The sequence below is a fragment of the Streptomyces sp. CA189 genome (genome assembly GCF_056428985.1).
The window spans coordinates 1-23,950 of the sequence record NZ_JBWJVM010000077.1 but is presented as its reverse complement, the minus strand read 5'-3'; the positions used below and the strand labels follow the sequence as shown (position 1 = coordinate 23,950).

23 protein-coding genes are annotated in these 23,950 nt (G+C 73.1%); 6 read left to right on the top strand and 17 right to left on the bottom strand.

The window, feature by feature from the left end:
- Positions 1 to 88 precede the first annotated feature (88 nt).
- On the top strand, positions 89 to 1,777 hold the full coding sequence (locus AC061S_RS36300; RefSeq protein ID WP_478690142.1) for an MFS transporter: 1,689 nt from the start codon (positions 89 to 91) through the stop codon (positions 1,775 to 1,777).
- Positions 1,778 to 2,014: 237 nt separating this feature from the next.
- On the opposite strand, the gene AC061S_RS36295 is transcribed toward AC061S_RS36300, so the two are convergent.
- The gene (locus tag AC061S_RS36295; RefSeq protein WP_478690141.1) at positions 2,015 to 2,725 is read right to left on the bottom strand and encodes a transglycosylase family protein; all 711 of its coding nucleotides are present in this window, start codon (positions 2,723 to 2,725) and stop codon (positions 2,015 to 2,017) included.
- Between the two features lie 286 nt (positions 2,726 to 3,011).
- Here AC061S_RS36295 and AC061S_RS36290 point away from each other — a divergent pair, with 286 nt between their 5' ends.
- Together AC061S_RS36290 and AC061S_RS36285 are read left to right on the top strand one after the other, a co-directional pair.
- Positions 3,012 to 3,809 carry a hypothetical protein gene (locus AC061S_RS36290; RefSeq protein WP_266909936.1) on the top strand — a complete coding sequence of 266 codons (798 nt, stop codon included), beginning with the start codon at positions 3,012 to 3,014 and terminating at the stop codon, positions 3,807 to 3,809.
- A 195-nt stretch (positions 3,810 to 4,004) separates the two neighbouring features.
- On the top strand, positions 4,005 to 4,487 hold the full coding sequence (locus AC061S_RS36285; protein ID WP_478690140.1) for a hypothetical protein: 483 nt from the start codon (positions 4,005 to 4,007) through the stop codon (positions 4,485 to 4,487).
- Between the two features lie 25 nt (positions 4,488 to 4,512).
- Here AC061S_RS36285 and der read toward each other — a convergent pair whose 3' ends face one another.
- The 5 genes from der to AC061S_RS36260 all read right to left on the bottom strand — a co-directional run bounded on the left by der (position 4,513) and on the right by AC061S_RS36260 (position 9,304).
- A complete protein-coding gene (gene der, locus AC061S_RS36280; protein ID WP_478690139.1) occupies positions 4,513 to 5,973 on the bottom strand; it encodes a ribosome biogenesis GTPase Der in 1,461 nt (486 codons plus the stop codon).
- A gap of 75 nt (positions 5,974 to 6,048) precedes the next feature.
- The gene (locus tag AC061S_RS36275) at positions 6,049 to 6,636 is read right to left on the bottom strand and encodes a lysophospholipid acyltransferase family protein (protein WP_478690153.1); all 588 of its coding nucleotides are present in this window, start codon (positions 6,634 to 6,636) and stop codon (positions 6,049 to 6,051) included.
- A 56-nt stretch (positions 6,637 to 6,692) separates the two neighbouring features.
- Positions 6,693 to 7,427: a (d)CMP kinase gene (gene cmk, locus AC061S_RS36270; RefSeq protein WP_478690138.1), complete on the bottom strand. Its 735-nt coding sequence runs from the start codon at positions 7,425 to 7,427 to the stop codon at positions 6,693 to 6,695.
- Between the two features lie 197 nt (positions 7,428 to 7,624).
- Entirely contained in the window at positions 7,625 to 8,713 is a 1,089-nt protein-coding gene (locus tag AC061S_RS36265) for a prephenate dehydrogenase (protein ID WP_478690137.1), read from the bottom strand.
- 144 nt (positions 8,714 to 8,857) lie between these two features.
- Positions 8,858 to 9,304, bottom strand: coding sequence for a YidB family protein (locus AC061S_RS36260; protein ID WP_478690136.1), 447 nt, complete (start codon positions 9,302 to 9,304; stop codon positions 8,858 to 8,860).
- A 136-nt stretch (positions 9,305 to 9,440) separates the two neighbouring features.
- On the opposite strand from AC061S_RS36260, the gene AC061S_RS36255 reads away from it, so the two are divergent.
- The 3 genes from AC061S_RS36255 to AC061S_RS36245 all read left to right on the top strand — a co-directional run bounded on the left by AC061S_RS36255 (position 9,441) and on the right by AC061S_RS36245 (position 11,075).
- Positions 9,441 to 9,782 (top strand): DUF952 domain-containing protein, encoded by a 342-nt coding sequence (locus AC061S_RS36255; RefSeq protein ID WP_478690135.1) that lies wholly within the window; start codon positions 9,441 to 9,443, stop codon positions 9,780 to 9,782.
- A gap of 83 nt (positions 9,783 to 9,865) precedes the next feature.
- Positions 9,866 to 10,336: a Rieske (2Fe-2S) protein gene (locus tag AC061S_RS36250; RefSeq protein ID WP_478690134.1), complete on the top strand. Its 471-nt coding sequence runs from the start codon at positions 9,866 to 9,868 to the stop codon at positions 10,334 to 10,336.
- A gap of 28 nt (positions 10,337 to 10,364) precedes the next feature.
- The gene (locus tag AC061S_RS36245) at positions 10,365 to 11,075 is read left to right on the top strand and encodes a nucleotidyltransferase domain-containing protein (RefSeq protein WP_478690133.1); all 711 of its coding nucleotides are present in this window, start codon (positions 10,365 to 10,367) and stop codon (positions 11,073 to 11,075) included.
- Here AC061S_RS36245 and AC061S_RS36240 read toward each other — a convergent pair.
- The 11 genes from AC061S_RS36240 to AC061S_RS36190 form a co-directional block, all read right to left on the bottom strand.
- Complete coding sequence (locus AC061S_RS36240; protein WP_478690132.1) at positions 11,072 to 12,091, bottom strand: ADP-ribosylglycohydrolase family protein; 1,020 nt, start codon at positions 12,089 to 12,091, stop codon at positions 11,072 to 11,074. The two genes, AC061S_RS36245 and AC061S_RS36240, sit on opposite strands and share 4 nt — an antisense overlap.
- The gene (locus tag AC061S_RS36235; RefSeq protein ID WP_478690131.1) at positions 12,088 to 12,858 is read right to left on the bottom strand and encodes an NUDIX hydrolase; all 771 of its coding nucleotides are present in this window, start codon (positions 12,856 to 12,858) and stop codon (positions 12,088 to 12,090) included. Before AC061S_RS36235 ends, AC061S_RS36240 begins: the two co-directional genes overlap by 4 nt.
- Complete coding sequence (locus AC061S_RS36230) at positions 12,855 to 13,973, bottom strand: AAA family ATPase (RefSeq protein WP_478690130.1); 1,119 nt, start codon at positions 13,971 to 13,973, stop codon at positions 12,855 to 12,857. Before AC061S_RS36230 ends, AC061S_RS36235 begins: the two co-directional genes overlap by 4 nt.
- The gene (gene pnuC, locus AC061S_RS36225; RefSeq protein ID WP_478690129.1) at positions 13,970 to 14,578 is read right to left on the bottom strand and encodes a nicotinamide riboside transporter PnuC; all 609 of its coding nucleotides are present in this window, start codon (positions 14,576 to 14,578) and stop codon (positions 13,970 to 13,972) included. The genes AC061S_RS36230 and pnuC overlap by 4 nt, the downstream gene beginning before the upstream one ends.
- A gap of 121 nt (positions 14,579 to 14,699) precedes the next feature.
- Positions 14,700 to 16,256 (bottom strand): pseudouridine synthase, encoded by a 1,557-nt coding sequence (locus tag AC061S_RS36220; RefSeq protein WP_478690128.1) that lies wholly within the window; start codon positions 16,254 to 16,256, stop codon positions 14,700 to 14,702.
- Positions 16,256 to 16,888, bottom strand: coding sequence for an SMC-Scp complex subunit ScpB (gene scpB, locus AC061S_RS36215; protein ID WP_478690127.1), 633 nt, complete (start codon positions 16,886 to 16,888; stop codon positions 16,256 to 16,258). Before scpB ends, AC061S_RS36220 begins: the two co-directional genes overlap by 1 nt.
- Positions 16,885 to 17,895 (bottom strand): segregation and condensation protein A, encoded by a 1,011-nt coding sequence (locus tag AC061S_RS36210; protein ID WP_478690126.1) that lies wholly within the window; start codon positions 17,893 to 17,895, stop codon positions 16,885 to 16,887. Before AC061S_RS36210 ends, scpB begins: the two co-directional genes overlap by 4 nt.
- Before the next feature lie 357 nt (positions 17,896 to 18,252).
- Positions 18,253 to 18,744, bottom strand: coding sequence for a hypothetical protein (locus tag AC061S_RS36205; RefSeq protein ID WP_478690125.1), 492 nt, complete (start codon positions 18,742 to 18,744; stop codon positions 18,253 to 18,255).
- The gene (locus AC061S_RS36200; RefSeq protein ID WP_243340996.1) at positions 18,729 to 19,766 is read right to left on the bottom strand and encodes a ParA family protein; all 1,038 of its coding nucleotides are present in this window, start codon (positions 19,764 to 19,766) and stop codon (positions 18,729 to 18,731) included. Before AC061S_RS36200 ends, AC061S_RS36205 begins: the two co-directional genes overlap by 16 nt.
- A 449-nt stretch (positions 19,767 to 20,215) precedes the next feature.
- Positions 20,216 to 21,331, bottom strand: a complete 1,116-nt coding sequence (gene ald / locus AC061S_RS36195) for an alanine dehydrogenase (RefSeq protein WP_356516094.1) — start codon at positions 21,329 to 21,331, stop codon at positions 20,216 to 20,218.
- A gap of 152 nt (positions 21,332 to 21,483) precedes the next feature.
- Positions 21,484 to 23,475, bottom strand: a complete 1,992-nt coding sequence (locus AC061S_RS36190; protein WP_478690124.1) for an AAA family ATPase — start codon at positions 23,473 to 23,475, stop codon at positions 21,484 to 21,486.
- Between the last annotated feature and the right edge of the window lie 475 nt (positions 23,476 to 23,950).

The following is a 23,950-nucleotide window of genomic DNA, read 5'->3' as shown; positions in this document are numbered from 1 at the left end:
GGACCCCGTAGGACGCCACCCTCCCCACCCGTGGCCCCGAAAAGACGCTGGTCCGCCGAGTGCGAGGGATCACCTGGGAGGTACATGCATGTCGGGGACGAACGTGACCGGCGACAGGAACCCTTCCCCCTGGCAGCGACTGCGGCGACTCGGCGCGGCCTCCGGCGGGGCCAATCGCTGGGCCGTCCTGGCGGTCCTCTGCGTGAGCCTGGTGCTCGTCGCGCTCGACGCGACGATCCTGCACGTCGCCGTCCCCTCCGTCACCGAAGACCTGCGGCCCGGTCCGATGGAACTGCTGTGGATCGTCGACGCCTACCCGCTGGTGTGCGCCGCCCTCCTCATCCTCTTCGGCACCCTCGGTGACCGCGTGGGCCGGCGCCGCGTCCTGCTCCTCGGCTACGGGCTCTTCGGCGCGGCCTCGGCCCTGGCCGCCGTCGCCGACAACGCCCAGGTCCTGATCGCCGCCCGCGCCCTGCTGGGCGTCGGCGGCGCGATGATCATGCCGGCCACCCTGTCGATCCTGCGCCAGGTCTTCCCCGACCGGCGCGAGCGGGCCCTCGCCATCGGGATCTGGACCGCGGTCGCCGCCATCGGCGCGGCCGGCGGACCGGTCCTCGGCGGCTTCCTCGTCCAGCACTTCTGGTGGGGCTCGGTCTTCCTCATCAACATCCCGCTCATGATCATGCTGCTGCCGCTGGGCCGGTGGCTGCTGCCCGAGTCCAAGGGGACCTCCGACGGGCCCTGGGACGTGCTCGGCGCGCTCATGGCCGCCGGCGGTGTGCTCGGCGCGGTCCTCGGGGTCAAGCGGCTCGGCGCGGAGCGCGAGTTCACCGACCCGCAGGCACTGGTCCCGCTGCTGATCGGAGCGGCACTGCTGGTGCTCTTCGTACGGCGCCAGAAGCGCCGCGCGCACCCGCTGATCGACATGCGGATGTTCTCGCGGCCGGCCTTCACCACCTCCGTCGGCTGCATCGTGCTGGCCATGCTGGCGCTGGTCGGGCTGGAACTGATCGCCGTCCAGTACCTCCAGCTCGTGCTGCAGCTGAGCCCGCTGGAGACCGGTCTGCGCCTGCTGCCGCTCACGTTCGCCGCGATGGCGGCGGGCGCGACGGGCTCCTACACGCTGGCCCGGACCGGCCCGCGCAGGATGGTCTCGCTGGGCTTCGTACTGACCGCCGGGGCGGTACTACTCCTGACCTTCATGGGCCAGCACGACCGCCCGGTCCTGCTGACGGTGGGCTTCGTCCTGCTCGGCTTCGGCCTCCAGACCACCCTCTTCGCGGCCTACGAGTCCATGCTGAGCGAGGCTCCGGCCGCGACGGCCGGCGGCGCCGCCTCCATCGGGGAGACCTCCTACCAGCTCGGTGCGGGCATGGGCATCGCCCTGCTGGGCAGCGTGATGAACGCGGCCTACGCGCCGGGCCTGGCAGCGGTTCCGGGCGTCTCGGCGGCCGACTCCGCAGGCGCCTCGCACTCGCTGGGCGAGGCCTACCAGATCGCGGCGCGGCTCGGCGGACCGGCGGGCGAGTCCCTGTTCTCGGCCGCCCGGCACTCCTTCGTCCACGGTCTGCACGTCACGCTGCTGGTCAGCGCGGCGCTGCTCCTGGCGGGCGCGCTAATGGCCCTGAAGCTCCCCCGCGCGATGGAGTGCGCGGACCCCGAAACGGCCCCGGTACGGCTCCCCGCGCAGCAGGGCCCCGAGGCCTCGGCCACCACCACCCGACCGCGCGTCCCGGCCCAGCCCGCCCCCGACCCGGCCCTCGGCCACCCGGCCTGACCCCCGGCATTCCAGCCGCCCGGGGCCTTCCCCTTCCAGGCCGCCCGGCGGCTATCCAGCCGTCCGGCGCTTGAGGACCGGGGTCCGGGGCGGAGCCCCAAAGGGGTCCGGGCTCAGCCCGGTACCCCTCCCCAGCCCGTCCGGCGCTTGAGGACCGGGTCCGGGCAGAGCCCGGGGAACGGGCGAAGGGCGGGTAGGGGACTTCGCCCCGCAGGTCCGCGCACCGGCACCGTCCCGCTACGCCCGCGACCCCACCGCGCCGGGGGGATTCGCGGACGGCTCCGGCAGAGACGGCGCAGCCGACGGCCCCGGAGGCGGTACGGCCGGCACGGCCGGGGCCGGCACGGCCGGGGGTGCAGCCGGTGCGGGCGCCTCCTGCCGCACCGGCGGCAGCGTCAGAAGCGTGCCGATGCGCAGCGCCCCCGGCCGCGGGCCGACCACCATCCGGTTCGCCGCGTAGAGCTCCTGCCAGCCACCCCGCACTCGGTGCCTCCGCGCGATCCCCACCAGCGTGTCCCCGCTCCGCACCACGTGCATCCGCCCCGCCAGCCCGTACCGCTTCGCGCAGACGGGCCACGCCTCCCAGCCCTGGCTGCCCAGCAGCTCCTCCCCCACCCGGATCTGCTGCTCCCGCGTGGCCAGGTCCGCCCTCGGCGCGAAGGCCAGCCCGCCGTGCTCCTCCCAGGTCGGCTGCCAGAACTGCAGTCCGCCGTAGAAGCCGTTCCCCGTGTTCACCGCCCAGCGGCCCCCGCTCTCGCAGTCCGCCACGCAGTCCCAGGGCCACTGCCCGCCGGGCCCGCAGTCCACCGACCGGCCGGGCGCCCCCGGCCTGGGCGGGGGCGGCGCCGCGACCGCCGGGGCCGCGACCGCCGGCGGCGAAGCCGACGCGAGTACGAGGAGCAGCAGCGCCGCCGCGCCCACCCCACCCGGAACCCCGAAGTTGCGCATCGCGTCACGCTACGCAGCCCCGTACCGCCCCCCGCGCTCGCCACACCGCGCCCCGCGCGCCCCCACCCGCTCGGCCCACGACCCAAACGGCCAGCACCGGCCATCAACTGCGCACAACCAAAAAAGAGTTGGCACGAAAACAACGGCCCGGTCGGACCGTTCACTCCTTCGGGGGTCCGGTTCGATTCCGTTCCCTCAAACGGCGTGACCCCGGCCGCCACTCCCCCGTTGAGCCCGGCGAGCCGGAACCCCCCGGCCCCGCACGCCTAGTCCGAGGAGCCACCCCGTGCCGCGCATGCTCGAAGTCAGTGATGAGGTACGTGCCGAGATCGGCGACGAGGAGGCCGAGCGGCTGCTCGCAGGTGACGGATCCCCGGGCAGTTACGACTGCACCTCCTGCCGCACCCCCGGCGACTCCGAGCGCGAGCAGACCAGCACCGTGCTGTTCGTCGGCGACGAGACGGCCGTCCTGGCCTTCGCCCACGCCGGCTGCATCCCCTCGCAGGTCGTCTCCGTCCCCGAGGCGGACCTCCAGGGCGCCGTCCGCTCCATCACCGGCGACAGCCCCGCCCCGGCCGCCTCCCCCGCGGGCGACGTGCCGCAGTCCGTGCCCGGCGGCCAGGCCGTCCTCGGGATCACCAGCGGCCTGATCCTGATCAACGGGGAGCTGCACCCCGCCCTCGTCGTGGAGCCGACCGCCCCCATCGCGCGCCCCGGCACCACCGGTCCCGGCGACGACTTCCTCCCGCTCCTCATCGAGCAGGGCTTCATCCCGATGACCGACACCGAGGAGGTCCCCCAGGCCCTGACCGGCTGGTCGATCCTGCTCGCCGCGGGCCAGCTCCACTCCGTGCTCCAGCCCGGTCAGATCGCCTGGTGGCAGGCGCACCGGCCGCTGTCGGTCACCGACGGCTGGCGGGCCGCCGTCAACAAGACGCAGCGCGTCCTGGTGTACGCCGCCCCCGTCGGCACCATCGGCCAGCAGCCCCGCGAGGACCTGCTCCGCGACGCCCTGGACAAGGCCGCCCGCAACGGCAAACTGGTCGCCGCCTCGATGCCGCTGGCGGGCACCCCGGGCGCCTGAGGCCCCGGCCCCGGGACTCCCCCAGCTCCCGCCCCCTGCTCTGCCTTCCGTCCCCGAAACGTCCGTCCGACCCCCGCCGAGGGGGCCGGGCGGCGTGCGCCGGGGGTGCGCGGTCCGTCCCGCGCACCCCCGGCGATCTGCGTTTTCCGCCCCGCCACCCCGCATCCGCGGGCCGCCGGTTTCGTTGGCTGATACGTGCATTCCTACGATGTCTCCCGCGCCCCGTCCTATCCGAGCAGCGTCCCCCCGATGCGCCCCGCACGGGAGCTGGGGAGCTCTCCGGCCACCTCGCACACCCCCATCTACGACACGCTGTACTCGGAGTACCTGCGCGCCTTCCGGGCCCTGCCCGGCGACCGCACCGGCGAGGAGGACCTCGGCTTCACGGCGTTCTCGTATGGGGGCCCGTACACCGGCGCGTACGGCAGCGGCGCGGGCACGTACGGCAGCGGGTCCGGCGCGGGCTCCGCGAGCTCCTACGGGAGCGGCTGGAACGGTTCCGCATGGCAGCCGGCGGGACAGCACGCGGGGCAGCAGGCGGACGCCTGGCAGCCCTCCCCCGCTCCGCAGCCGCAGTACTCGTACGCCGGCGCCGGATACGCGAACGGGCGGCAGCACCAGACCGGGATGCAGCACATCCCGGCGGCCCTGCCGCCCGCTCCGCGCCGGGGCTACTAGCCCCGGCGGCCCCACGGTCAGCTCACTACATCTTGCGCTTGTGCTGCGCACCGCGCTTCTCGCGGACGCGGACCGAGATGTGGATCGGGGTCCCCTCGAAGCCGAACTCCTCGCGCAGGCGGCGCTCGATGAAGCGGCGGTAGCCGTGCTCCAGGAAGCCCGAGGCGAAGAGGACGAACCGCGGCGGCTTGCTGCCCGCCTGCGTACCGAACAGGATGCGCGGCTGCTTGCCGCCACGGATCGGGTGCGGGTGGGCGGCGACGACCTCGCCGAGGAAGGCGTTCAGACGGCCGGTCGGGATGCGCGTCTCCCAGCCGGCGAGCGCGGTCTCGATGGCCGGGACCAGCTTCTCCATGTGGCGGCCGGTGAGTGCGGAGACGTTCACCCGGGGCGCCCAGGCGACCTGCTGCATCTCGGTCTCGATCTCGCGCTCGAGGTAGTAGCGGCGCTCCTCGTCGAGGTCGTCCCACTTGTTGTACGCGATCACGATCGCGCGGCCCGCCTCGACGGCCATGGTGATGATGCGCTGGTCCTGGACGGAGATCTGCTCGGTCGTGTCGATCAGGATGACCGCGACCTCCGCCTTCTCCACGGCCGCGGCCGTGCGCAGCGAGGCGTAGTAGTCCGCGCCCTGCTGGAGGTGGACCTTCTTGCGGATGCCCGCGGTGTCGATGAACTTCCAGGTGACCCCGCCGAGCTGGATCAGCTCGTCGACCGGGTCGCGGGTGGTGCCGGCCATCTCGTTGACGACGACGCGGTCCTCCTTGGCGACCTTGTTCAGGAGGGAGGACTTGCCGACGTTCGGGCGGCCGATGAGCGCGATCCGGCGCGGCCCGCCGACGGCGGTGCCGAAGGTCTGCTCGGGCGCCTCGGGCAGCGCCTCCAGGACGGCGTCGAGCATGTCGCCGGTGCCGCGGCCGTGCAGGGAGGAGACCGGGTGCGGGTAGCCGAGGCCCAGCGACCACAGCGAGGCCGCGTCGGACTCGTCGCTCTGGCCGTCGACCTTGTTGGCGCACAGGACGACGGGCTTGCCGGCCTTGCGCAGCAGGCGGACGACGGCCTCGTCGGTGTCGGTGGCGCCGACCTTGGCGTCCACGACGAAGACGACCGCGTCGCAGGCCTCGATGGCGTACTCGGCCTGGGCGGCGACGGAGGCGTCGATGCCGAGGACGTCCTGCTCCCAGCCGCCGGTGTCGACGACCTTGAACCGGCGGCCGGCCCACTCGGCCTCGTACGTGACGCGGTCGCGGGTGACGCCGGGCTTGTCCTCGACGACCGCCTCGCGGCGGCCGATGATCCGGTTCACCAGGGTCGACTTGCCGACGTTCGGGCGGCCGACGACGGCGAGGACCGGAAGCGGGCCGTGGCCGGCTTCCTGGAGCGCGCCCTCGACGTCCTCGATGTCGAAGCCCTCTTCCGCGGCGAGCTCCATGAACTCCGCGTACTCGGCATCGCCAAGTGCTCCGTGGTCTTGCTGGTCGTTCATGAAGTCCGTTCCTCGTCGTTCGTGGTGATCGGTGGGGCCCGCGCAGCGCGGTTCCACTACTAGGTCAAGTCTCGCTCAGCGCCCGGTGAGGCGCTTGGCGTCGGCCAGGTGGGCGGTCAGCCGTCCCTGGATGCGTACGGTGGCCAGGTCCAGCGCGGTACGGGTGCGGCGGCCACTGCCGTCCCCGGCGTCGAAGGCATCGCCGAAGACGATGTCGACCCTGCTCTTCAGCGGCGGCAGCGCCTTGACGACCCGGCTGCGCCGCTCGGTGCTCGCGAAGACGGCGACCGGCACGATGGGCGCGCCGGCACGGACCGCGAAGTACGCGAGGCCCGCGCGCAGCGAGGCGAAGTCGCCTTCGCCCCGGGTGCCCTCGGGGAAGATCCCCAGGGCCCCGCCGTTCTCCAGTACGCCCAGCGCACGGCTGACGGCGGTCCGGTCGGTGCCGGAGCGGTCCACCTTGACCTGCCCGATCCCTTCGAGGAAGGGGCCGAGCGGACCGACGTACGCCTCCTTCTTGATCAGGAAGTGCAGCGGCCTGGGCGCGGTGCCCATGAGCATGGGGCCGTCGATGATGTGCGAGTGGTTCACGGCCAGGATGACGGGGCCGGTGGCGGGGACCTTCCAGGCCCCCAGCACGCGCGGCTTCCAGAGGCCGTACATGAGCCCGATGCCGATCCGCCGGCCGACCGCCGCACCCTTGAGGGAGGGCGTATCGCTCACGAGCGGCCCGCCCGCTTCTCTGTGCCCTCGGTCGCGCTCCGCCGCTCTACCACCAGGGTGACCACGCACTCGATGACCCTGTCGAGCGTGAGCTCGGTGGTGTCCACCTCGACGGCGTCGCCGGCCTTGGCCAGCGGGGAGGTCTTGCGGCCGGAGTCGGCTGCGTCGCGCTTGATCAGCGCCTCCTTGGTGGCCGCGAGGTCCGCGGCCTCCTTGCCCCGCAGTTCGCCGCTGCGGCGGGCCGCGCGGGCCTCGGCGGAAGCGGTGAGGAAGATTTTCAGGTCGGCGTCGGGCAGCACGGTGGTGCCGATGTCACGGCCCTCGACGACGATGCCGTCGGCCTCGTCGGCCGCCTCGGCGGCGATGGAGCGCTGGAGCTCGGTGATCAGGGTGCGCACCTCGGGGACGGCGCTCACGGCGCTGACCTTGGAGGTGACCTCCCGGGTCCGGATCGGGCCGGAGGCGTCCTGGCCGTCGACGGTGATGGTGGGGGCGGACGGGTCGGTGCCGGACACGATGACGGGCTTGCCCGCCGCGAGGGCGATCGCCTGCGGGTCATCGGTGTCGATGCCGTTGGTGATCATCCACCAGGTGATGGCCCGGTACTGGGCACCGGTGTCCAGGTAGCGCAGCCCGAGCTTGGCGGCCACGGCCTTGGAAGTGCTGGACTTGCCCGTGCCGGAGGGACCGTCGATGGCGACGATCACGGCGGTCGGAGCTGCGGTTTCCACGGTGCGGGCACCTTCCTGGTTGCGCGTACGTGTCCGGGCGCGCAAATAGCGCCCCTCCTCCAGGTTACCGGGCTTTTCAGCGCCGCCCGCCGGGGCGTCGGCGGGCGGGCCCGAGGCAGGTGCGGGGCGGGCCGGGGGCAGGCCCGGGCCTCCCCGGGGGCGGGCCCGGGGGCCCGGCCCGATCCGAGGGGCACGCCCTACGGCTGGCGCAGCGCCCAGCCGCGTTCGCGCAGCTCGGCCTGGAGGCCGGCCACCGCCCGGGGTTCGACCATGAGCTGGACCAGACCCGCCTGCTGCCCCGTCGCGTGCTCGATCCGCACGTCCTCGATGTTGACCCCGGCCCGGCCGGCGTCGGCGAAGATCCGGGCGAGCTCGCCCGGCTGGTCGGAGATGAGGACGGCCACCGTCTCGTAGACCGTCGGCGCGGCCCCGTGCTTGCCCGGGACCCGGACCCGCCCCGCGTTGCCGCGGCGCAGTACGTCCTCGATGCCGGCCGCCCCGTCCCGGCGCTTGTCCTCGTCGGCCGACTGCAGGCCCCGCAGGGCTTCCACGGTCTCCTCCAGGTCGGCGGCGATTCCGGAGAGCACGTCCGCCACGGGTCCCGGGTTGGCCGAGAGGATCTCCACCCACATCCGCGGGTCGGAGGCGGCGATCCGGGTCACGTCGCGGATGCCCTGTCCGCACAGCCGCACCGCGGTCTCGTCGGCCTCCTCCAGCCGGGCCGCGACCATGCTGGAGACGAGCTGCGGCGTGTGGGAGACGAGCGCGACGGCCCGGTCGTGCGCGTCGGCGTCCATGACCACCGGGACGGCCCGGCACAGCGCCACGAGCTCCAGCGCCAGGTTCAGCACCTCGTGGTCGGTCTCCCGGGTCGGCGTGAGCACCCAGGGCCTGCCCTCGAAGAGGTCGGCGGAGGCGGCGAGGGGTCCGGACTGCTCCTTGCCCGCCATCGGGTGGGTGCCGATGTACGCCTTCGTGTCCACGCCGAGCGCGTCCAGTTCCCGGCGCGGTCCGCCCTTGACGCTGGCCACGTCCACGTAGGCGCGGGCCAGGTCCCGGCCTATGGCGTCGGCGAGGGCGGCGGCCACGTGGGCGGGCGGTACGGCGATCACCGCGAGGTCGGCCTTGCCCTGGTAGGGCTCCTCCGTGCCGGCGCCCAGCGCGGCAGCCGTACGGGCCTGCCCCTGGTCGCGGTCGGACAGGTGGACGGCGATGCCGCGGGCGGCCAGGGCGAGCGCCGCGGAGGTGCCGATCAGTCCGGTTCCGATGACGACGGCGGTTCTCACGGGGTGCTCTCCAGGTGTACAGGGGTGTGTGACGGCGGTGCCTGCCTCAGGGTAGCCAGCGGGAACGGCGCGAGGGCCCGGCGTCCCGTCCGCTGGGACGGGACGCCGGGCCCTCGGAACCGTCCTCGGGAGGACCGGGGTCGCTCAGAGGCCCTGCTGCTTGATGATGTCCTCCAGCGAGCCGCTCGGGATCGATCCGCCGGGGGTCAGCTTGTCCACGGCCTGCGGGAGCGCCTGCGCGATCTGGTCGGCGGCGGCCTCCGGGGTGACACCGGCCTGCTCGGCGACCTTGGCGAGGGTCTCGTCCGGCAGGGCCTTGGCGATCTCCGGGCCGCTGACCGGCTGGTTCTCGCCGGTGCCGACCCAGGACTGGGCCTGGTCGACCAGGCCCGACTTGCCCAGCATGTCCAGCAGCCCGCCGAGCGGGTTGTTCCCCGCGCCTCCGGCCGCCTGGGCGCCGCCGCCGGCGCCGCCCATGAGCGCGCCGAGGAGGGAGCCGAGGATGTTGCCGCCGCCACTGCCGCCCTGTCCGCCGCCGCTGCCGCCGCCGAGGAGGCCGCCGAGAAGGGAGCCGAGGTCGTTGCCCGCCATGGTGATGCCTTTCGAAGAGGGACCGGACACGCGGAAATCGGCGTACCCGGCTTCGAGATACCGACAATGTCACCCAACTCGGGCACGTCTGCCACTTGGCGCAGAGCCGCGCCCCGACTGCGGTAGAACGATCGGCATGATCTTCCACCTCGTACCGCTCGCCGACTGGACCGCCGATCCCGCGCGTCCGTACGCCCCGTCCTCCCTCGACTCCGAGGGTTTCGTGCACTGTTCGGCGGATCCGGAGACGGCGCTGGCGATCGCCGCCTCGCACTACGGCGGCGTACCGGGGACCCTGCTCGCCGTGGAGCTCGACGAGCGGGCCCTCACCTCCGAGGTCCGCCGGGAGGGTGAATCGGGCATCCGCTACCCGCACGTCCACGGACCGCTGAACCGGGACGCCGTGGTGCGCGTGTGGGAGGTCGTACGGGCCCCCGGCGGGGCGGGGGAACTGGTTCCCTGGCCGCCGGAGGGCTGAGCCAAGGCGGGGCGGGGTGTTGCTGAGGCCCGTCACACGCCAGGATGCCTCTCGCCATCCCGGCGATCACCCGAGGAGAAGTCATGAGCGACCCCACCCGCGCCGCCCGGCGCACGGTACTCGCGGCCGGCGCGAGCGTCCTGGCAGGCGGCGTGCTGACCGCCTGCGGCGGAGCCGACGAGACCAAGCCGTCGTCCGAGGGCGGCAGCGCGCCCACGGCGGCGGACTCCGCGTCCGCCTCGTCCTCCACTCCGCCCGGCAACACCAAGGCCCTGCTCAAGTCCTCGGAGGTGCCGGTCGGCGGCGGCACGGTCCTCAAGGACGAGAAGCTGGTCGTGACCCAGCCGACGGCGGGCTCCTTCCGGTGCTTCACGGCGGTCTGCCCCCACCAGGGCTGCGTCGTGAACAAGGTGGAGGCCGGCACCATCGACTGCCCGTGCCACGGAAGCAAGTTCAAGGTCGCGGACGGCGCCGTGGCCAAGGGCCCGGCCACCCAGCCGCTGGCGGAGAAGAAGATCACCGTCTCCCCGGCGGGCGAAATCTCGCTCGCCTAGCCCGGGGCCGCCGCACTAGCCTCGCGGGATGAACGAGGACACGCCCGCGCCCGAGCCGATCGAACTCACCCTGGTCAGGGACCACACGGTGTACTCGTGCGTGATCGGTTCGAGGGCGTTCGGCCTGGCGACGGAGGCGAGCGACACCGACCGGCGCGGTGTCTACCTCGCCCCGACGCCGCTGTTCTGGCGCTTCGAGAAGCCGCCGACGCACGTGGACGGGCCCCGGGACGAGGAGTTCTCCTGGGAGCTGGAGCGCTTCTGCGAACTCGCGCTGCGCGCCAACCCGAACATCCTGGAGGTCCTCCACTCCCCCCTGGTGGAGGACCTCACCCCGGTCGGAGAGGAACTCCTCTCGCTCCGCGAGGCGTTCCTCTCCCGCCGGGCCCACACCACCTTCAGCCGGTACGCCGTCGCCCAGCGCGGCAAACTCCTCGGCGACCTCCGCAACCACGGCGCCCCGCGCTGGAAGCACGCCATGCACCTGCTGCGCCTGCTCCTGTCCTGCCGCGACCTGCTGCGCGCGGGCCGCCTGGTGATCGACGCGACCCCCTACCGCGACCACCTCCTCGCGGTCCGCCGCGGCGAGCTCAGCTGGGAGGAGGTCGACGCCTGGATGACCCTCCTGACGGAGGAAACCGAAGCCGCCCTCGCGACGACCCCCCTCCCCGAGACCCCGGACCTGCCCCGAGTGGAGGACTTCCTCCTGCGCACCCGCCGGGCGTCGGCACTGGGCTAATCCCAGAGGGCGCCGAAGGACAGGAGTTCGGCGCGGTACTCGATGCGGCCCTCCCAGTCGCGGGGCCAGGCGTCGGCGCCGAGGTGGGCGCCCGCGAAGGCGCCGGCCAGGCAGGCGATGGAGTCGGAGTCGCCCCGCGTGCAGGCCGCGCGGCGCAGGGCCAGGAGGGGTTCCTCCGGGAAGAGCAGGAAGCACTGGAGGGCGGTGGCCAGGGCCTCTTCGGCGATCCAGCCGTCGCCCGTGGTGAGGCAGGGGTCGGTTTCCGGGGACGGGGTGCGCAGGGCCGCCGTGAGGCGGTCCAGGACCTCCAGGCACTCGTCCCAGCCGCGTGCCATGAAGGACTCGGCCGAAGCGTCGGAGGCCGTCCGCGTCCAGAGGTCGCCGAGCCAGCGCTCGTGGTAGCGGGTGCGGTTCTCCAGGGCGTACGAGCGCAGTTGCCCGACCAGGCCGGTCACCTCCGTGCCCTGGGCCAGCAGGAACACCGCCCGCGCCGTGAGGTCGGAGGCGGCCAGTGCCGTGGGGTGGCCGTGGGTCAGGGCCGACTGGAGCTGGGCCGCGCCGGCCCGCTCCTCCTCCGTCCAGCCCGGCACCAGCCCTACGGGAGCCACCCGCATGTTCGCCCCGCAGCCCTTGGAGCCGAGTTGGCTGGCGTCGCGCCAGTCCCGCTCGGGCAGGTTCAGGAGGCTGCAGGCCTTCAGGCAGGTGTTGCCCGGGGCCCGGTTGTTCTCCGGGGAGTGGTACCAGTCGACGAACTCCTCCCGGACCGGCCGCGCCAGCCGCGTTGGGCCCACCCGGCCCCGCTCCGCGGCGGTCCGCATGCCCCGGGCCAGGGCCAGCGTCATCTGGGTGTCGTCCGTGACGATCGCCGGCCGGGGCAGGTCCATCTGCCGCCACGGGCCGGTCTTCGCCAGGATCCCGGGGACGTCGTTGAACTCCGTCGGGAAGCCGAGGGCGTCTCCGAGGGCCAGGCCGATCAGGGCGCCCGTGGCGGCCCGCTTCGTTTTCGTCGTCGTCATCGTGTGTGTCCTTCCGAGGGGCGCAGCAGGGGCGGGTGCAGGGTGTTCGCGGGTCCGGGTCGGTAGAGCGCGGCCGGTTTGCCGCGACCGCCGGTGAGCCGGGCGGCTCCGGGCACGGCCTCGACGAAGCCGGGCGTGGCCAGGACCTTGCGGCGGAAGTTGGGGCGGTCCAGAGCGGTGTCCCAGACGGTCTCGTAGACGGCCTGGAGCTCGCCGAGGGTGAACTCGGGCGGGCAGAAGGCGGTGGCCAGGCAGCTGTACTCCAGCTTCGAGCCCACGCGGGAACGGGCGTCCGCGAGGATCTCCGCGTGGTCGAAGGCCAGTGCGAAGGCCGGCGCGCAGGCCTCCCCCACCGGCACCCAGCGGGCCCGGTCCGCGTCTCCGCCGCCGCCGGCCGCCGGTTCCGGCAGATCGGGGACGAGCGCGGTGAAGGCCACCGAGACCACCCGCATGCGGGGGTCCCGGTCCGGTTCGCTGTAGGTGCGCAACTGGTCCAGGTGGAGGGCCGCGATCACCTCGGCCGACAGCCCGGTCTCCTCGGCCAGTTCGCGCCGGGCGGCCGTCTCCGCCGACTCCCGGGGCAGCAGGAAGCCGCCGGGCAGCGCCCAGGCCCCCGCGTACGGTTCCCGCCCGCGCCGGATCAGCAGCACGTGCAGGGTGCCGCCGCGCACGGTGAAGACGGCGAGGTCGACGGTCACCGCGAAGGGTGCGAAGGCGTGCGGGTCGTACCCGTGCCCGGGGTCGTGTACGTGTCCGGTGTCATTCATCGGCTCCGCTCCCCCGTCCGCTCGGCCACCCGCTCCGGCACCCGCTCCGGGAGTGGATCCGCGAACCGCCGGCCCTCCGCCAGGAGTCCGTCGACGGCCGCCACCGCCGCGGCCAGCCGTGCCTCGCGGTCCCCGCGGACCACCAGGAAGCGCTTCCCGGTCCGCTCCAGCTCCTCCAGGAACCGCCCGGTCATCCACGGCCGGAGCTCCGCTCCGTCGCGCAGCCCATCGTCCTCGAAGGGCACGTCCGCGTGGTCGGTGAGCAGGTACAGGTCCCGCCGCGACGCGGCGGCGATCCGCTCGACCTCCGCACTGCGCGCGCCCGTGTACCGCTCGTGCCAGATCCCGGTGGCGAAGGAGTCCGTATCGCAGAAGAGCACCGGCGATCCCAGCCGGGCCGCCCGCTCCTCCTCCGCGTCCTGCCGCCGCGCGATCACCGGGAACTCCGCCGAGGTGAAGCTCACCGCGTCCCAGGTCGCCGCCGGGTCGGCCGCGCGCGCCGCCGCCAGCCGCTCCTCGCTGTACCGCCGGCCGTACTCCGCGACCCAGCCCGTCTTCGTCCACACCCCGCCGCGCCCGCGCCAGTGCTCGGCCAGGGCCCGCGACAGCGTGGTCGTGCCGGTGGACTCGGCGCCGAGTACGACGATCCGCCGGGTCAGGGCGGCCCGTACGGCGGGTCCCAGGAACTCCCAGTTCCCGACGGGGTCGGCCCGTACGGCCGTGCCGGACACCGGGAAGAGGGTGCGGTCCCGGTCCACGCAGACCTCCTCGGCCCCGAACCGCCGCGCGAGCTCGGTCCCGTAGGCCTCGGAGGTGAAGACGGCGTCGACCGGGCGGCCCACCGCGGCCCGGAAGATCGCCATGTGGGCCTCCCAGACGGCCGGGTCGTGGAGGTCGACCGGAATGTCGTCGACCGCGCCGACCACCTCGGCCCCCGGGTGCGCCTCGCGCATCCAGGCGACCCGGTCGGCGAGCGGTACGGACTCCACCGAGGCCGCGCAGACCAGTACGGTCAGCCGCTCGCACTGGTCCTGCGCGGTGCGCACCAGGTGGTGGTGGCCGGCGTGCGGCGGATAGAACTTGCCGAGGACCAGGCCGTGGGCGTAGCGCCTCATGCCGTCACCTGCCGTACCGCGCGGGCGCCTTCCACCGGGAGCGCCCGGCGCCAGCCGAGCAGTCCGGCCACGCACAGGGCGAGGAAGCCGACGTAGAGCAGGGCGGTCAGGTACAGCCCCTTGTGGACGTACAGCGGGATGTACACGAGGTCGGCGGCGATCCACAGCCACCAGGACTCGACGAGCTTGCGGCACTGGCCGTACGTGGCCATGAGCGAGAGCCCGGTCGTCAGCGCGTCCCAGAACGGGACGGTGGAGTCGGTGGCCCGGCTCAGCAGGAGCGTCAGGCCGAGCACCCCCACCGCCCCCGCCGCGGCCAGCACGGCCCACTCGGCGGCCGTGGTCCGGCGCACCGGCAGGGCCGTGGTGGTGCCGGGTCCACCCCCGTGGGTCCAGGACCACCAGCCGTACGCGGCGAGGGCGATGAAGACGATCTGCAGCCCGGCGTCGGCGTAGAGGCCGGCCTGGGCGAACAGCACGATGAAGAAGACGTTGTTGGCGATGCCGATCGGCCAGTTGGCGGTGTGCTGCCGGGCGACCAGCCAGACGCACACGGCCCCCGTGGCGAATCCGAGGATCTCGGTCCAGCTCGTCTGCCATCCCATGACGCCCCCACTCTCTTTATAGTCAGGTTGACTATAAACAGGGTCCGGGGGTGGGCACAACCAAAAAACCCGCGGCGCCCGAAGGCACCGCGGGTTCTGGAGGCCCCGAGGGGCCGAGGTCCTACAGACCGACCTCGCGCATGAGCATGCCGACCTCGGTGTTGGTCAGGCGGCGCAGCCAGCCGGACTTCTGGTCGCCGAGCTCGATCGGGCCGAAGGAGGTCCGCACGAGCTTCTCGACCGGGAAGCCGGCCTCGGACAGCATGCGGCGGACGATGTGCTTGCGGCCCTCGTGGAGGGTCACCTCGACCAGGTAGTTCTTGCCGAGCTGGTCGACGACGCGGAAGTGGTCGGCGCGGGCGTACCCGTCCTCCAGCTCGATGCCGTCCTTGAGGCGCTTGCCGATGTCGCGCGGCAGCGGGCCGGTGATGGCGGCGACGTAGGTCTTCTTCACGCCGTACTTCGGGTGCGTGAGGCGGTGGGCCAGCTCACCGTGGTTGGTGAGCAGGATGATGCCCTCGGTCTCGGTGTCGAGCCGGCCGACGTGGAAGAGACGCGTCTCACGGTTGGTGACGTAGTCGCCGAGGCACTGGCGGCCGTCCGGGTCCTCCATGGTGGAGACGACGCCGGCCGGCTTGTTCAGCGCGAAGAACAGGTACGACTGGGTGGCGACGGTCAGGCCGTCCACCTTGATCTCGTCCGAGGGCTTCACGCGCTTGCCCTGCTCCAGGACGATCTCGCCGTTGACCTCGACGCGCGCCTGCTCGATGAGCTCCTCGCACGCACGGCGCGAACCCATGCCGGCCCGGGCGAGCACCTTCTGCAGACGCTCACCCTCCTCCTCGGCACCCGGGAAGGTCTTCGGGGTCTTGATCACGGGCTTGTCGGCGTACCGGTCGCGCACGCGCTCCTCGATCCGCGCCTCCAGCTCGCGCGGCTTGGACTGGCCGCTGCGGGAGCCGGGGCCGATGCGCGGGCCGCCGGCGCCGCCGATGCCCGGGGTACGGGAGACCTTGGGGCCGCCCTTGGCGCCACCGCGGGCCGCGGCTCCGCGTGCACCGCCACCGCGGTTGCCGTCGGCCGCGCCGCGGGCACCGCCGCCGCCCGCCTTGGCACCGCCGCGGCCGTTGCGCTCGCCCTCGGGGCCCACGTCGTAGCGACGCTCCTCGGGGCGGGGGTTGCGGATGCGGGGGGCCTGCTCGCGGTCGCGGTCGGAGCCGCCACCCTGGTAGCCGCCGCCAGAGCCGCCCTGGTAGCCGCCACCGCTGGAGCTGCCGCCGCTGCGGTAGCCGCCGGAGGAGCTGCCGCCGGTGCTGCCACCGCGGGAGCCGCCGCCCTGGTAACCGCCACCGGAGGAGCCGCCACGGGAGCCGCCGCCCGAGCTGCCGCCGCCCTGGTAACCGCCACCGGAGGAGCCGCCGGAGGAGCCGCCACGGGAGCCGCCGCCCTGGTAGCCGCCGCCGGAGGAGCCGCCGCGGGAGCCGCCGCCCTGGTAGCCACCGCCCGAGCTGCCGCCGCGGGAGCCGCCGCCCGAGCCGCTGCCGCCGCCGGAGCCGCCACCGCGGTAGCCACCACCGCCGCCGCTGGAGGAGCCGCCGCGGGGGGAGCTACCACGCCCGCCGCCACCGCCGCCGCTGTTCCTGTTGCCGCCACCGTTGCCGTTGCCGCTGCTTCGCATCAAAGTTCCGTCGTCTTGTCGTCTTCATCGGTATCCGGAGAGTCCGGATCGAACGACGGAACACCCTCTTGCGTCTCGGCTTCGATCGCGTCCGCCTCGGGGAGGAAGGGCGCGAGCTCCGGGAGCTCGTCCAGGCCACGCAGGCCCATCCGCTCCAGAAAGTAGTTCGTCGTCCTGTACAGGATCGCACCTGTTTCGGGTTCCGTCCCCGCCTCCTCCACCAGACCCCGCTGGAGGAGGGTGCGCATGACCCCGTCGCAGTTGACTCCGCGGACCGCCGAGACCCGCGACCGGCTGACCGGCTGGCGGTACGCGACGACGGCCATCGTCTCCAGCGCCGCCTGGGTGAGACGGGCCTGCTGGCCGTCCAGGACGAAGGCCTCCACCGCCGGCGCGTAGTCCGCCCGGCTGTAGAACCGCCAGCCCCCGGCGACGAGCCGCAACTCGAATCCGCGGCCCTGGACCTCGTACTCGTCCACCAGCTCGCGCAGCGCCTCCGCGACCTCCCGGGGGCTCCGCTCCAGCACCTTGGCCAGGTGCGCCTCGGTCGCCGGCTCGTCCACGACCATGAGGACGGCCTCCAGGGCCGGCTTCAGCGCCAGTCCGGCCACCGTCGTCGGCTCCGCGCTCATTCCTTGACCTCCACGATCTGATCGAACTCGTCCGTCACCGTCGGCATGCCGTCCCCGTCCCCGCCGCTCCAGCGCACCGTGAGCGTCTTCAGCGCCTCCTCCTGGTCCAGGACCACCGCCTTCTCCCGGTAGAGCTCCAGGAGGGCCAGGAAGCGCGCCACGACGGTCAGGGTGTCGGCGGCGTCCTCGGTGAGCTCCTGGAAGGTGGCCTCGCCGCGCGCCTTGAGCAGCGCCACGACCAGCCCGGCCTGCTCCCGGACGCTCACGAGCGGTGCGTGGATGTGGTCCACGTACACCTGGGGCTTCGCCCGGGGCTGCATGGCCTTGACCGCGAGCCGCGCCAGCCCCTCGCCGCCGATGCTGATGACCACCTCGGGGAGCAGCTCCGCGAGGTGGGGCTCCAGCCCCACGGTGCGCGGGTAGCGCCTGCCCTCGATCTCGGCCCGGTCCTGGAAGATCTCCGCGATCCGCTTGTACGCCCGGTACTGCAGCAGCCGCGCGAACAGCAGGTCCCGCGCCTCCAGCAGGGCGAGGTCCGCCTCGTCCTCGACCTCGGCGACGGGCAGCAGCCGGGCCGCCTTCAGGTCGAGCAGGGTGGCGGCGACGACGAGGAACTCGGTCGTCTGGTCGAGGTCCCAGTCGGGCCCCATCGCACGGATGTGCGCCATGAACTCGTTGGTGACCTCCGACAGCGCGACCTCGGTGACGTCGAGCTTGTGCCGGGAGATCAACTGCAGCAGGAGGTCGAAGGGCCCCTCGAAGTTCCCGAGGTGCACCGTGAACCGCCCGTCCTCGGCCGAGGACACGGCAGGCTCCGCAGGGGCCCCTACGGGAGCCGGTACGGCCTCCTCGGCCTCCCCGACCCTCTCGGGGCCCCCAGGGCCGCCCTCGGGTCCCCCGGGGGCCTCCGGGGCGGGACCGGGGAGCTCTTCCTCCGGCACGGAGGCACCGGGCCCGCGGCCCAGCGAGCGGCGGGGTGAGGGGCCGGGTTCGGCGGGAGGGGGCATCGCGGTCCAGGGTGGTACGGAAGAAGCAGCTGATCGGGCCGGGGCCCGGTACCCAAGGCTCCCACGCACCACGCCACGAAAGCAGCGGGGACCCGGGCAAATCGTCCGCGGCGGAGCCCCAGGATCTTTCAGCCCGTCCGGCATGTGAGGACCGGGGTCTGGGGCGGAGCCCCAGGGGCCTTTCAGCCCGTCCGGCGTGTGAGGACCGGGTCCGGGCAGAGCCCGGGGAACGGGCGAAGGGCGGGTAGGGGAACTCCACCCCCTCGCAGTCGGCGCGCCGACTACCTCCGCCCCGCCCTCGGGGGCATCGCACCGCAGGGGGCCGACGGACCGACCCGCCCAAGCCCTCGCAGGGGCTCAGCGGCCCCTGAGGCGGCGGACCAGGATGCTCGCGTCGCCGCGGGACTCCAGGTCCGCCAGGACCACCGCGACGGCCTCGCGGACGATCCGGCCGCGGTCGACGGCGAGACCGTGCTCCCCGCGCAGCACCAGCCGCGCGTGTTCCAGGTCCATGAGCTCCTCCGCGGAGACGTAGACCGTGATCTTCTCGTCGTGCCGCTCGCGCCCGCTCGGCCGCCGGTTCGCACCCCGGCCCTGCCCCTTGCCCCGACCGGGGGTGGGGGCGGGGACGGCGTTACCGGAACCTTCCTGCGGCCGCCGCTGCTGGCCGACGCCCGGCTCCGTGCCGGCCTCAGCCTCCCGGCTGCGGCCCTCTCCCGCCGTGCCCTCCGCGGCCGAAGCCGCGTGCTCCACGCCCCGCGCCGAGTTCGGCGAGGAGGAGGTCAGCGCCATCCCCCCGGTCGTACGGAACAGTTCGTCGGCTCCGGGCAGACTCACTCGGCGGGACACCGGGCGAGCACCTCCCTGGCCAGCTGGCGATAGGCGGCGGCGCCGACGGAGTTGGAGGCGTACGTGGTGATCGGCTCGCCGGCGACCGTGGTCTCCGGGAACCGCACCGTACGGCCGATGACCGTGTGGTAGACGTGGTCGTCGAAGGCCTCGACGACGCGCGCCAGCACCTCGCGGCTGTGCACCGTACGGGAGTCGTACATCGTGGCGAGGATGCCGTCGAGCTCCAGCTCCGGGTTGAGCCGCTCCTGCACCTTCTCGATGGTCTCGGTCAGCAGGGCCACACCGCGCAGCGCGAAGAACTCGCACTCCAGCGGCACGATGACCTTGTGAGCGGCCGTCAGGGCGTTCACGGTCAGCAGACCGAGCGAGGGCTGACAGTCGATCACGATGTAGTCGTAGTCGGGCAGCAGGGGCTTCAGGGCCCGCTGCAGCGTCGACTCGCGGGCGACCTCGCTGACCAACTGCACTTCGGCGGCGGACAGGTCGATGTTGCTCGGCAGCAGGTCCATGTTGGGGACCGCCGTCTTGAGCAGCACCTCGTCGGCCGACATGCCCCGCTCCATGAGCAGGTTGTAGACCGTCAGGTCGAGCTCCATCGGGTTGACCCCGAGGCCCACCGACAGCGCCCCCTGCGGGTCGAAGTCGACGAGCAGCACCCGGCGCCCGTACTCCGCGAGTGCGGCACCCAGGTTGATGGTCGACGTGGTCTTGCCCACGCCGCCCTTCTGGTTGCACATCGCGATGATCGTCGCCGGACCGTGGTCGGTCAGCGGACCCGGGATCGGGAAGTACGGCAGCGGCCGTCCGGTCGGGCCGATCCGCTCACGGCGCTGGCGGGCAGCGTCGGGAGCGAGAGTGGCCGCGTACTCGGGGTCGGGCTCGTACTCCGCGTCGGGGTCGTAGAAATGCCCCTCGGGCACCTGTTCGTAGTCGGCGAAACCCACGGGCTTGTCGCCGCTCGGGTCGCCGGCCCTGGAGTTCACGTCTAGGCCGTCCATGCTCTTTTGAGGCGTCGTCATGTGCTGGTGGTTTGCGAAGGTGCGGACCGCTACGGATCCCACGGCTTCGATTCCGGCAGGACCCTGGCCCCGCGCAGGCCCTCCTGCTCGACCACCTCCAGGAGCAAATGTCGACTCATTCACAAGTCGTCTTACCTCCTCGGACGTGACCAGGACACTTATCGATAGGTCAGCGTGGCACCATGCCGACGGTTGGCGACTCTATGGCGTGTCACCACTCAGCGGCAACACAATCCGCCGGACCCACCGCGATGTGTCGGCAACCGAACACCACTCTGTCAAGGGCGTACGAGCTGTCGCCGGGAAGTTTCGCGGGTGTGCGAAAGGGTTAAAGGGTTACGTTCGAGGCGAGTTGAGCGGCCTCGCGGACGGCCCCGGGAACGCCTCCGGCCGGACCTCGCGAGCAAGGTCCGGCCGGATACGTGAGATTGACGTCAGTCGTTGACGACTCAGCCGAGCAGCGTGCTCAGCTCGAGGGTCTCGAGACCGTGCGCCTCGGCGACCGGACCGTAAACGACCTGGCCGTCATGGGTGTTGAGGCCCAGCGCGAGCGCCGGGTCGCGACGCAGCGCCTCGACCCAGCCGAGGTTCGCGAGCTGCACGATGTAGGGCAGCGTGGCGTTGGTCAGCGCGTACGTGGAGGTGTTCGGCACCGCGCCCGGCATGTTGGCGACGCAGTAGAAGACCGAGTTGTGGACCTGGAAGGTCGGCTCGGCGTGAGTGGTCGGACGGGAGTCCTCGAAGCAGCCGCCCTGGTCGATGGCAATGTCGACAAGGACACTTCCGGGCTTCATCTTGGCGACGAGCTCGTTGGTGACCAGCTTCGGGGCCTTCGCACCCGGGATCAGCACCGCGCCGATGACGAGGTCGGCCTCGATGACGGCCTTCTCCAGCTCGTAGGCGTTGGAGACGATCGTCTTGATCTTCGTGCCGAAGATCTTGTCGGCCTCGCGGAGCTTGTTGATGTCGCGGTCCAGCAGGGTCACGTGGAAGCCCATGCCGACGGCGATCTGCACGGCGTTCCAGCCGGAGACGCCGCCGCCGATGACCACGCACTCGCCGGCGTGGGTGCCGGGGACGCCGCCGGGGAGCACGCCGCGGCCGCCGACCGAGCGCATCAGGTGGTAGGCGCCGACCTGCGGGGCCAGACGGCCCGCGACCTCGGACATCGGGGCGAGCAGCGGCAGGGCGCGGTTGGCCTGCTCGACCGTCTCGTAGGCGATGGCGGTGGTGCCGGACTCCAGCAGGGCGTCCGTGCACTCGCGGGAGGCCGCGAGGTGCAGGTAGGTGAAGAGGGTCTGGTCCTTGCGGAGGCGGTGGTACTCCTCCGCGATGGGCTCCTTGACCTTCAGCAGCAGGTCCGCGGTCGCCCAGACCTCGTCGGCAGTGCCCAGGATCTCGGCGCCGGCGGACACGTACTCCGCGTCCGTGATCGAGGAGCCCACACCGGCGTTCTGCTCGATGAAGACCTGGTGGCCGTTACGGACCAGCTCATGCACGCCGGCAGGCGTGATGGCGACCCGGAACTCGTTGTTCTTGACCTCGCGGGGGATGCCGACCTTCATCGTGGCTCACGGTCCTTGGCTCAGGGGATGTTTCGGGATACTTCCATACAAACCCGTTTACAAGAACACGCAACGGGATGCCCCAGGGGATGGCCTGGTGAACCCAGTCTAATGAAGGACGAGCCGCTGTCTAGCCTTGCAAAGTAATAATCTTAGTCGGAACCACTACGGATTTCGCAGGTCGCCGGGTCATCTCCCAGCAATCTGTCGGCCGCGGACCTGTGCAGCCTGGCGGCAGCGGGATCCCCGAGCCGGTCGAGCGTGTCAGCCAGCCGCACCTGGAGGGCGGCCTGAAGCCGCAGGTCCCCGGCCTTCCGCGCGAGCTCCACCGCCTCCCGGCAGGTGTGCAGCGACTCCTCGGGCCGTCCCGCGTACTCCTGGATCCGCGCCATCTCGCTCAACGCCTTTGCCTGGCCCGGGACATCGGCCAGCTTCCGGTAGCCGGCCGAGGCCGCCCGCCAGCTCCGCAGCGCGTCCCCGTACCGGCCCGCGTACGTGTGCACGTTCCCCAGCCGCCCGTACAGCCGCGCCTCGTCCGCGCGCTCCCCCCGCGCGAGGGCGTGGGACAGGGCCCGGCCGAACCAGTCGGAGGCCCGGTGCCAGTCGCCCAGCTCCTGGTGCGCACCGCCTACGGATTCCATCGCGCGGCCCGACGCGTACGGGTCGTTCGCCGCCTTTCCCGCGTCCAATGCGGCCCGGTACCGGTCCAGCGCCTCCCGGGTACGGCCGGTCTCGGCGTCCAGATCGGCCAGGTTCAGCAGCGCGGCGGCCTGTTCCCGGTGCAGATCGCGCCGCTCGGCCACGTCCAGCACCAGCCGGTGCAGCCCGTACAGCTCGGGCGCGGCCCCGGCGGTGCCCCGGTGCTCGGTCAGGGCCCGCGCGAGGGCGGCTACGAACCTGCGCGCCAGGGTGTCCAGCTCCCCGTCGGCCACGGCCAGCGAGGCGGCGGCCAGCAGTGCGGGCAGCCGGGTGTCCAGCCAGGTCTCCGCCGCCCGCCGGTCGGCGAAGCGCAGCGCGCGCGGCACCCCGTCGAGCTTCTCCGGCGCCCCGACGGGTCCGTCGTGCCCGCCGAATCCGTCTTCGTACGGCTCCGCCATGGCCCGGCAGGAGAGCAGCAGCCGTACGGTGCGCTCCAGCATCCGGGCTCGCGCGAGCTGGACCTCGGCGGGCCGCTCCTTGGCTTCCAGCAGGGCCTGGAGCAGCGGCGCGAGGCAGCCGGGCAGCAGGTACAGCCCGTCGCGGGCGGGCCTCAGCAGGCCCAGCGCGGCGAAGTCCTCCAGGGTCGACTGCGCGGCGGCCACCGAGCAGCCGGCCAGGGCGGAGGCGACGTGGGAGTCGACGAGGCCCGCAGGGGCAAGCGGAAGCAGCCGCAGGGTCCGCTGGGCGGGCTGCGGGAGGGATTCGTAGACGAGCCTGAAGGCCTTGGCGAGCGGACCGCCGACACCGGCGGGCATGTCGTGCAGCTGTTTGCCCACGTCCGCCACGGAAGCCTTGGGGCGCGCCGCGAGCCAGCCGCCCGCCAGGGCGAGCGCGGCGGGCTGGCCGCCGCACTCCTCGGCGAGGGCTTCGGCCGCGCGCGGGTCGTTGGCGACGCGGATGTCGCCGATGCGCTGGACGAGCATGCGGACGGCCGAGGGGGTGTCGAGGCCGCCCAGCGTGCAGGGGCGGACATCCGGAATCCCGGTCAGGGGGCCCTCCGCGGTGACGACGACCAGGCACTCGGGGGTGTCCGGCAGCAGGGCGTCGACCTGGTGCGGATCGGAGGCGTCGTCGACGAGGAGGACCATGCGGCGGCCGGCCAGGGCCGTGCGCAGGGCGGAGCTCAGATCGTCCTCGGCGGCGCCGGGCGGGGTGGGCTGCCCGAGCCCCTCCAGGAGGGTGCGGACGGCACGCTCGGTGGCCACGCTCTCGCCCGTGGGGGCGGTGAGGCGGACCTTCAGCACCCCGTCGGGATAGTCGTCGGCGATCTCGCGCACCAGCGCTTCGGCGAGGGCGGTCCGGCCGGAGCCCGGGCGTCCGGCGACGAGGAGCACCCGCGCCCGTGGGGACTTGGCCTTGCGGCCGGAGAGGGTGTCGAGCCCGGTTCGCGCGATGTCCTCGCGGAGCTCCTTGAGCTCACGCCGCCGCCCGACGAAATCCGTCACGGATCCGCTCCTCTCGCTGCCTTCGGATTGCGAGCGTAGTTCACGCAGAGCGACGGACAGGGTGGAGCGCGGCGGACAAATCGCCCGATCGGATCAGCGGATGGGCAGTTTTTCTCCTTCTTCACGCACCCCTCGCGCGGTGCGGCCCTGGCGGGCCTCCCCGGCTTCGCGCCGCTGCGCCGGACTCCGTCCGGCGGTGGCCGGGCGGGGTGCGGCCACGGTCGCCTGTTGCCGGTCCGGTGGGCGAGTGCGGGTGGGCTGCCTGCGGGGCTGGGTCCCCTACCCGCCCTTCCACCGTTCCCCGGGCTCCGCCCGGACCCGCGCCTCAAACGCCGGCGAGGCTGAAAACGGGGTCCCGGGCTGCGCCCGGACCCCCTGGGGCTCCGCCCCAGACCCCGGTCCTCAAACGCCGGACGGCTGAAAAGAACAACCCCGGCCGGAGTCGGGACCTGCGCGCCGCGAGCCAGCCGCCCGC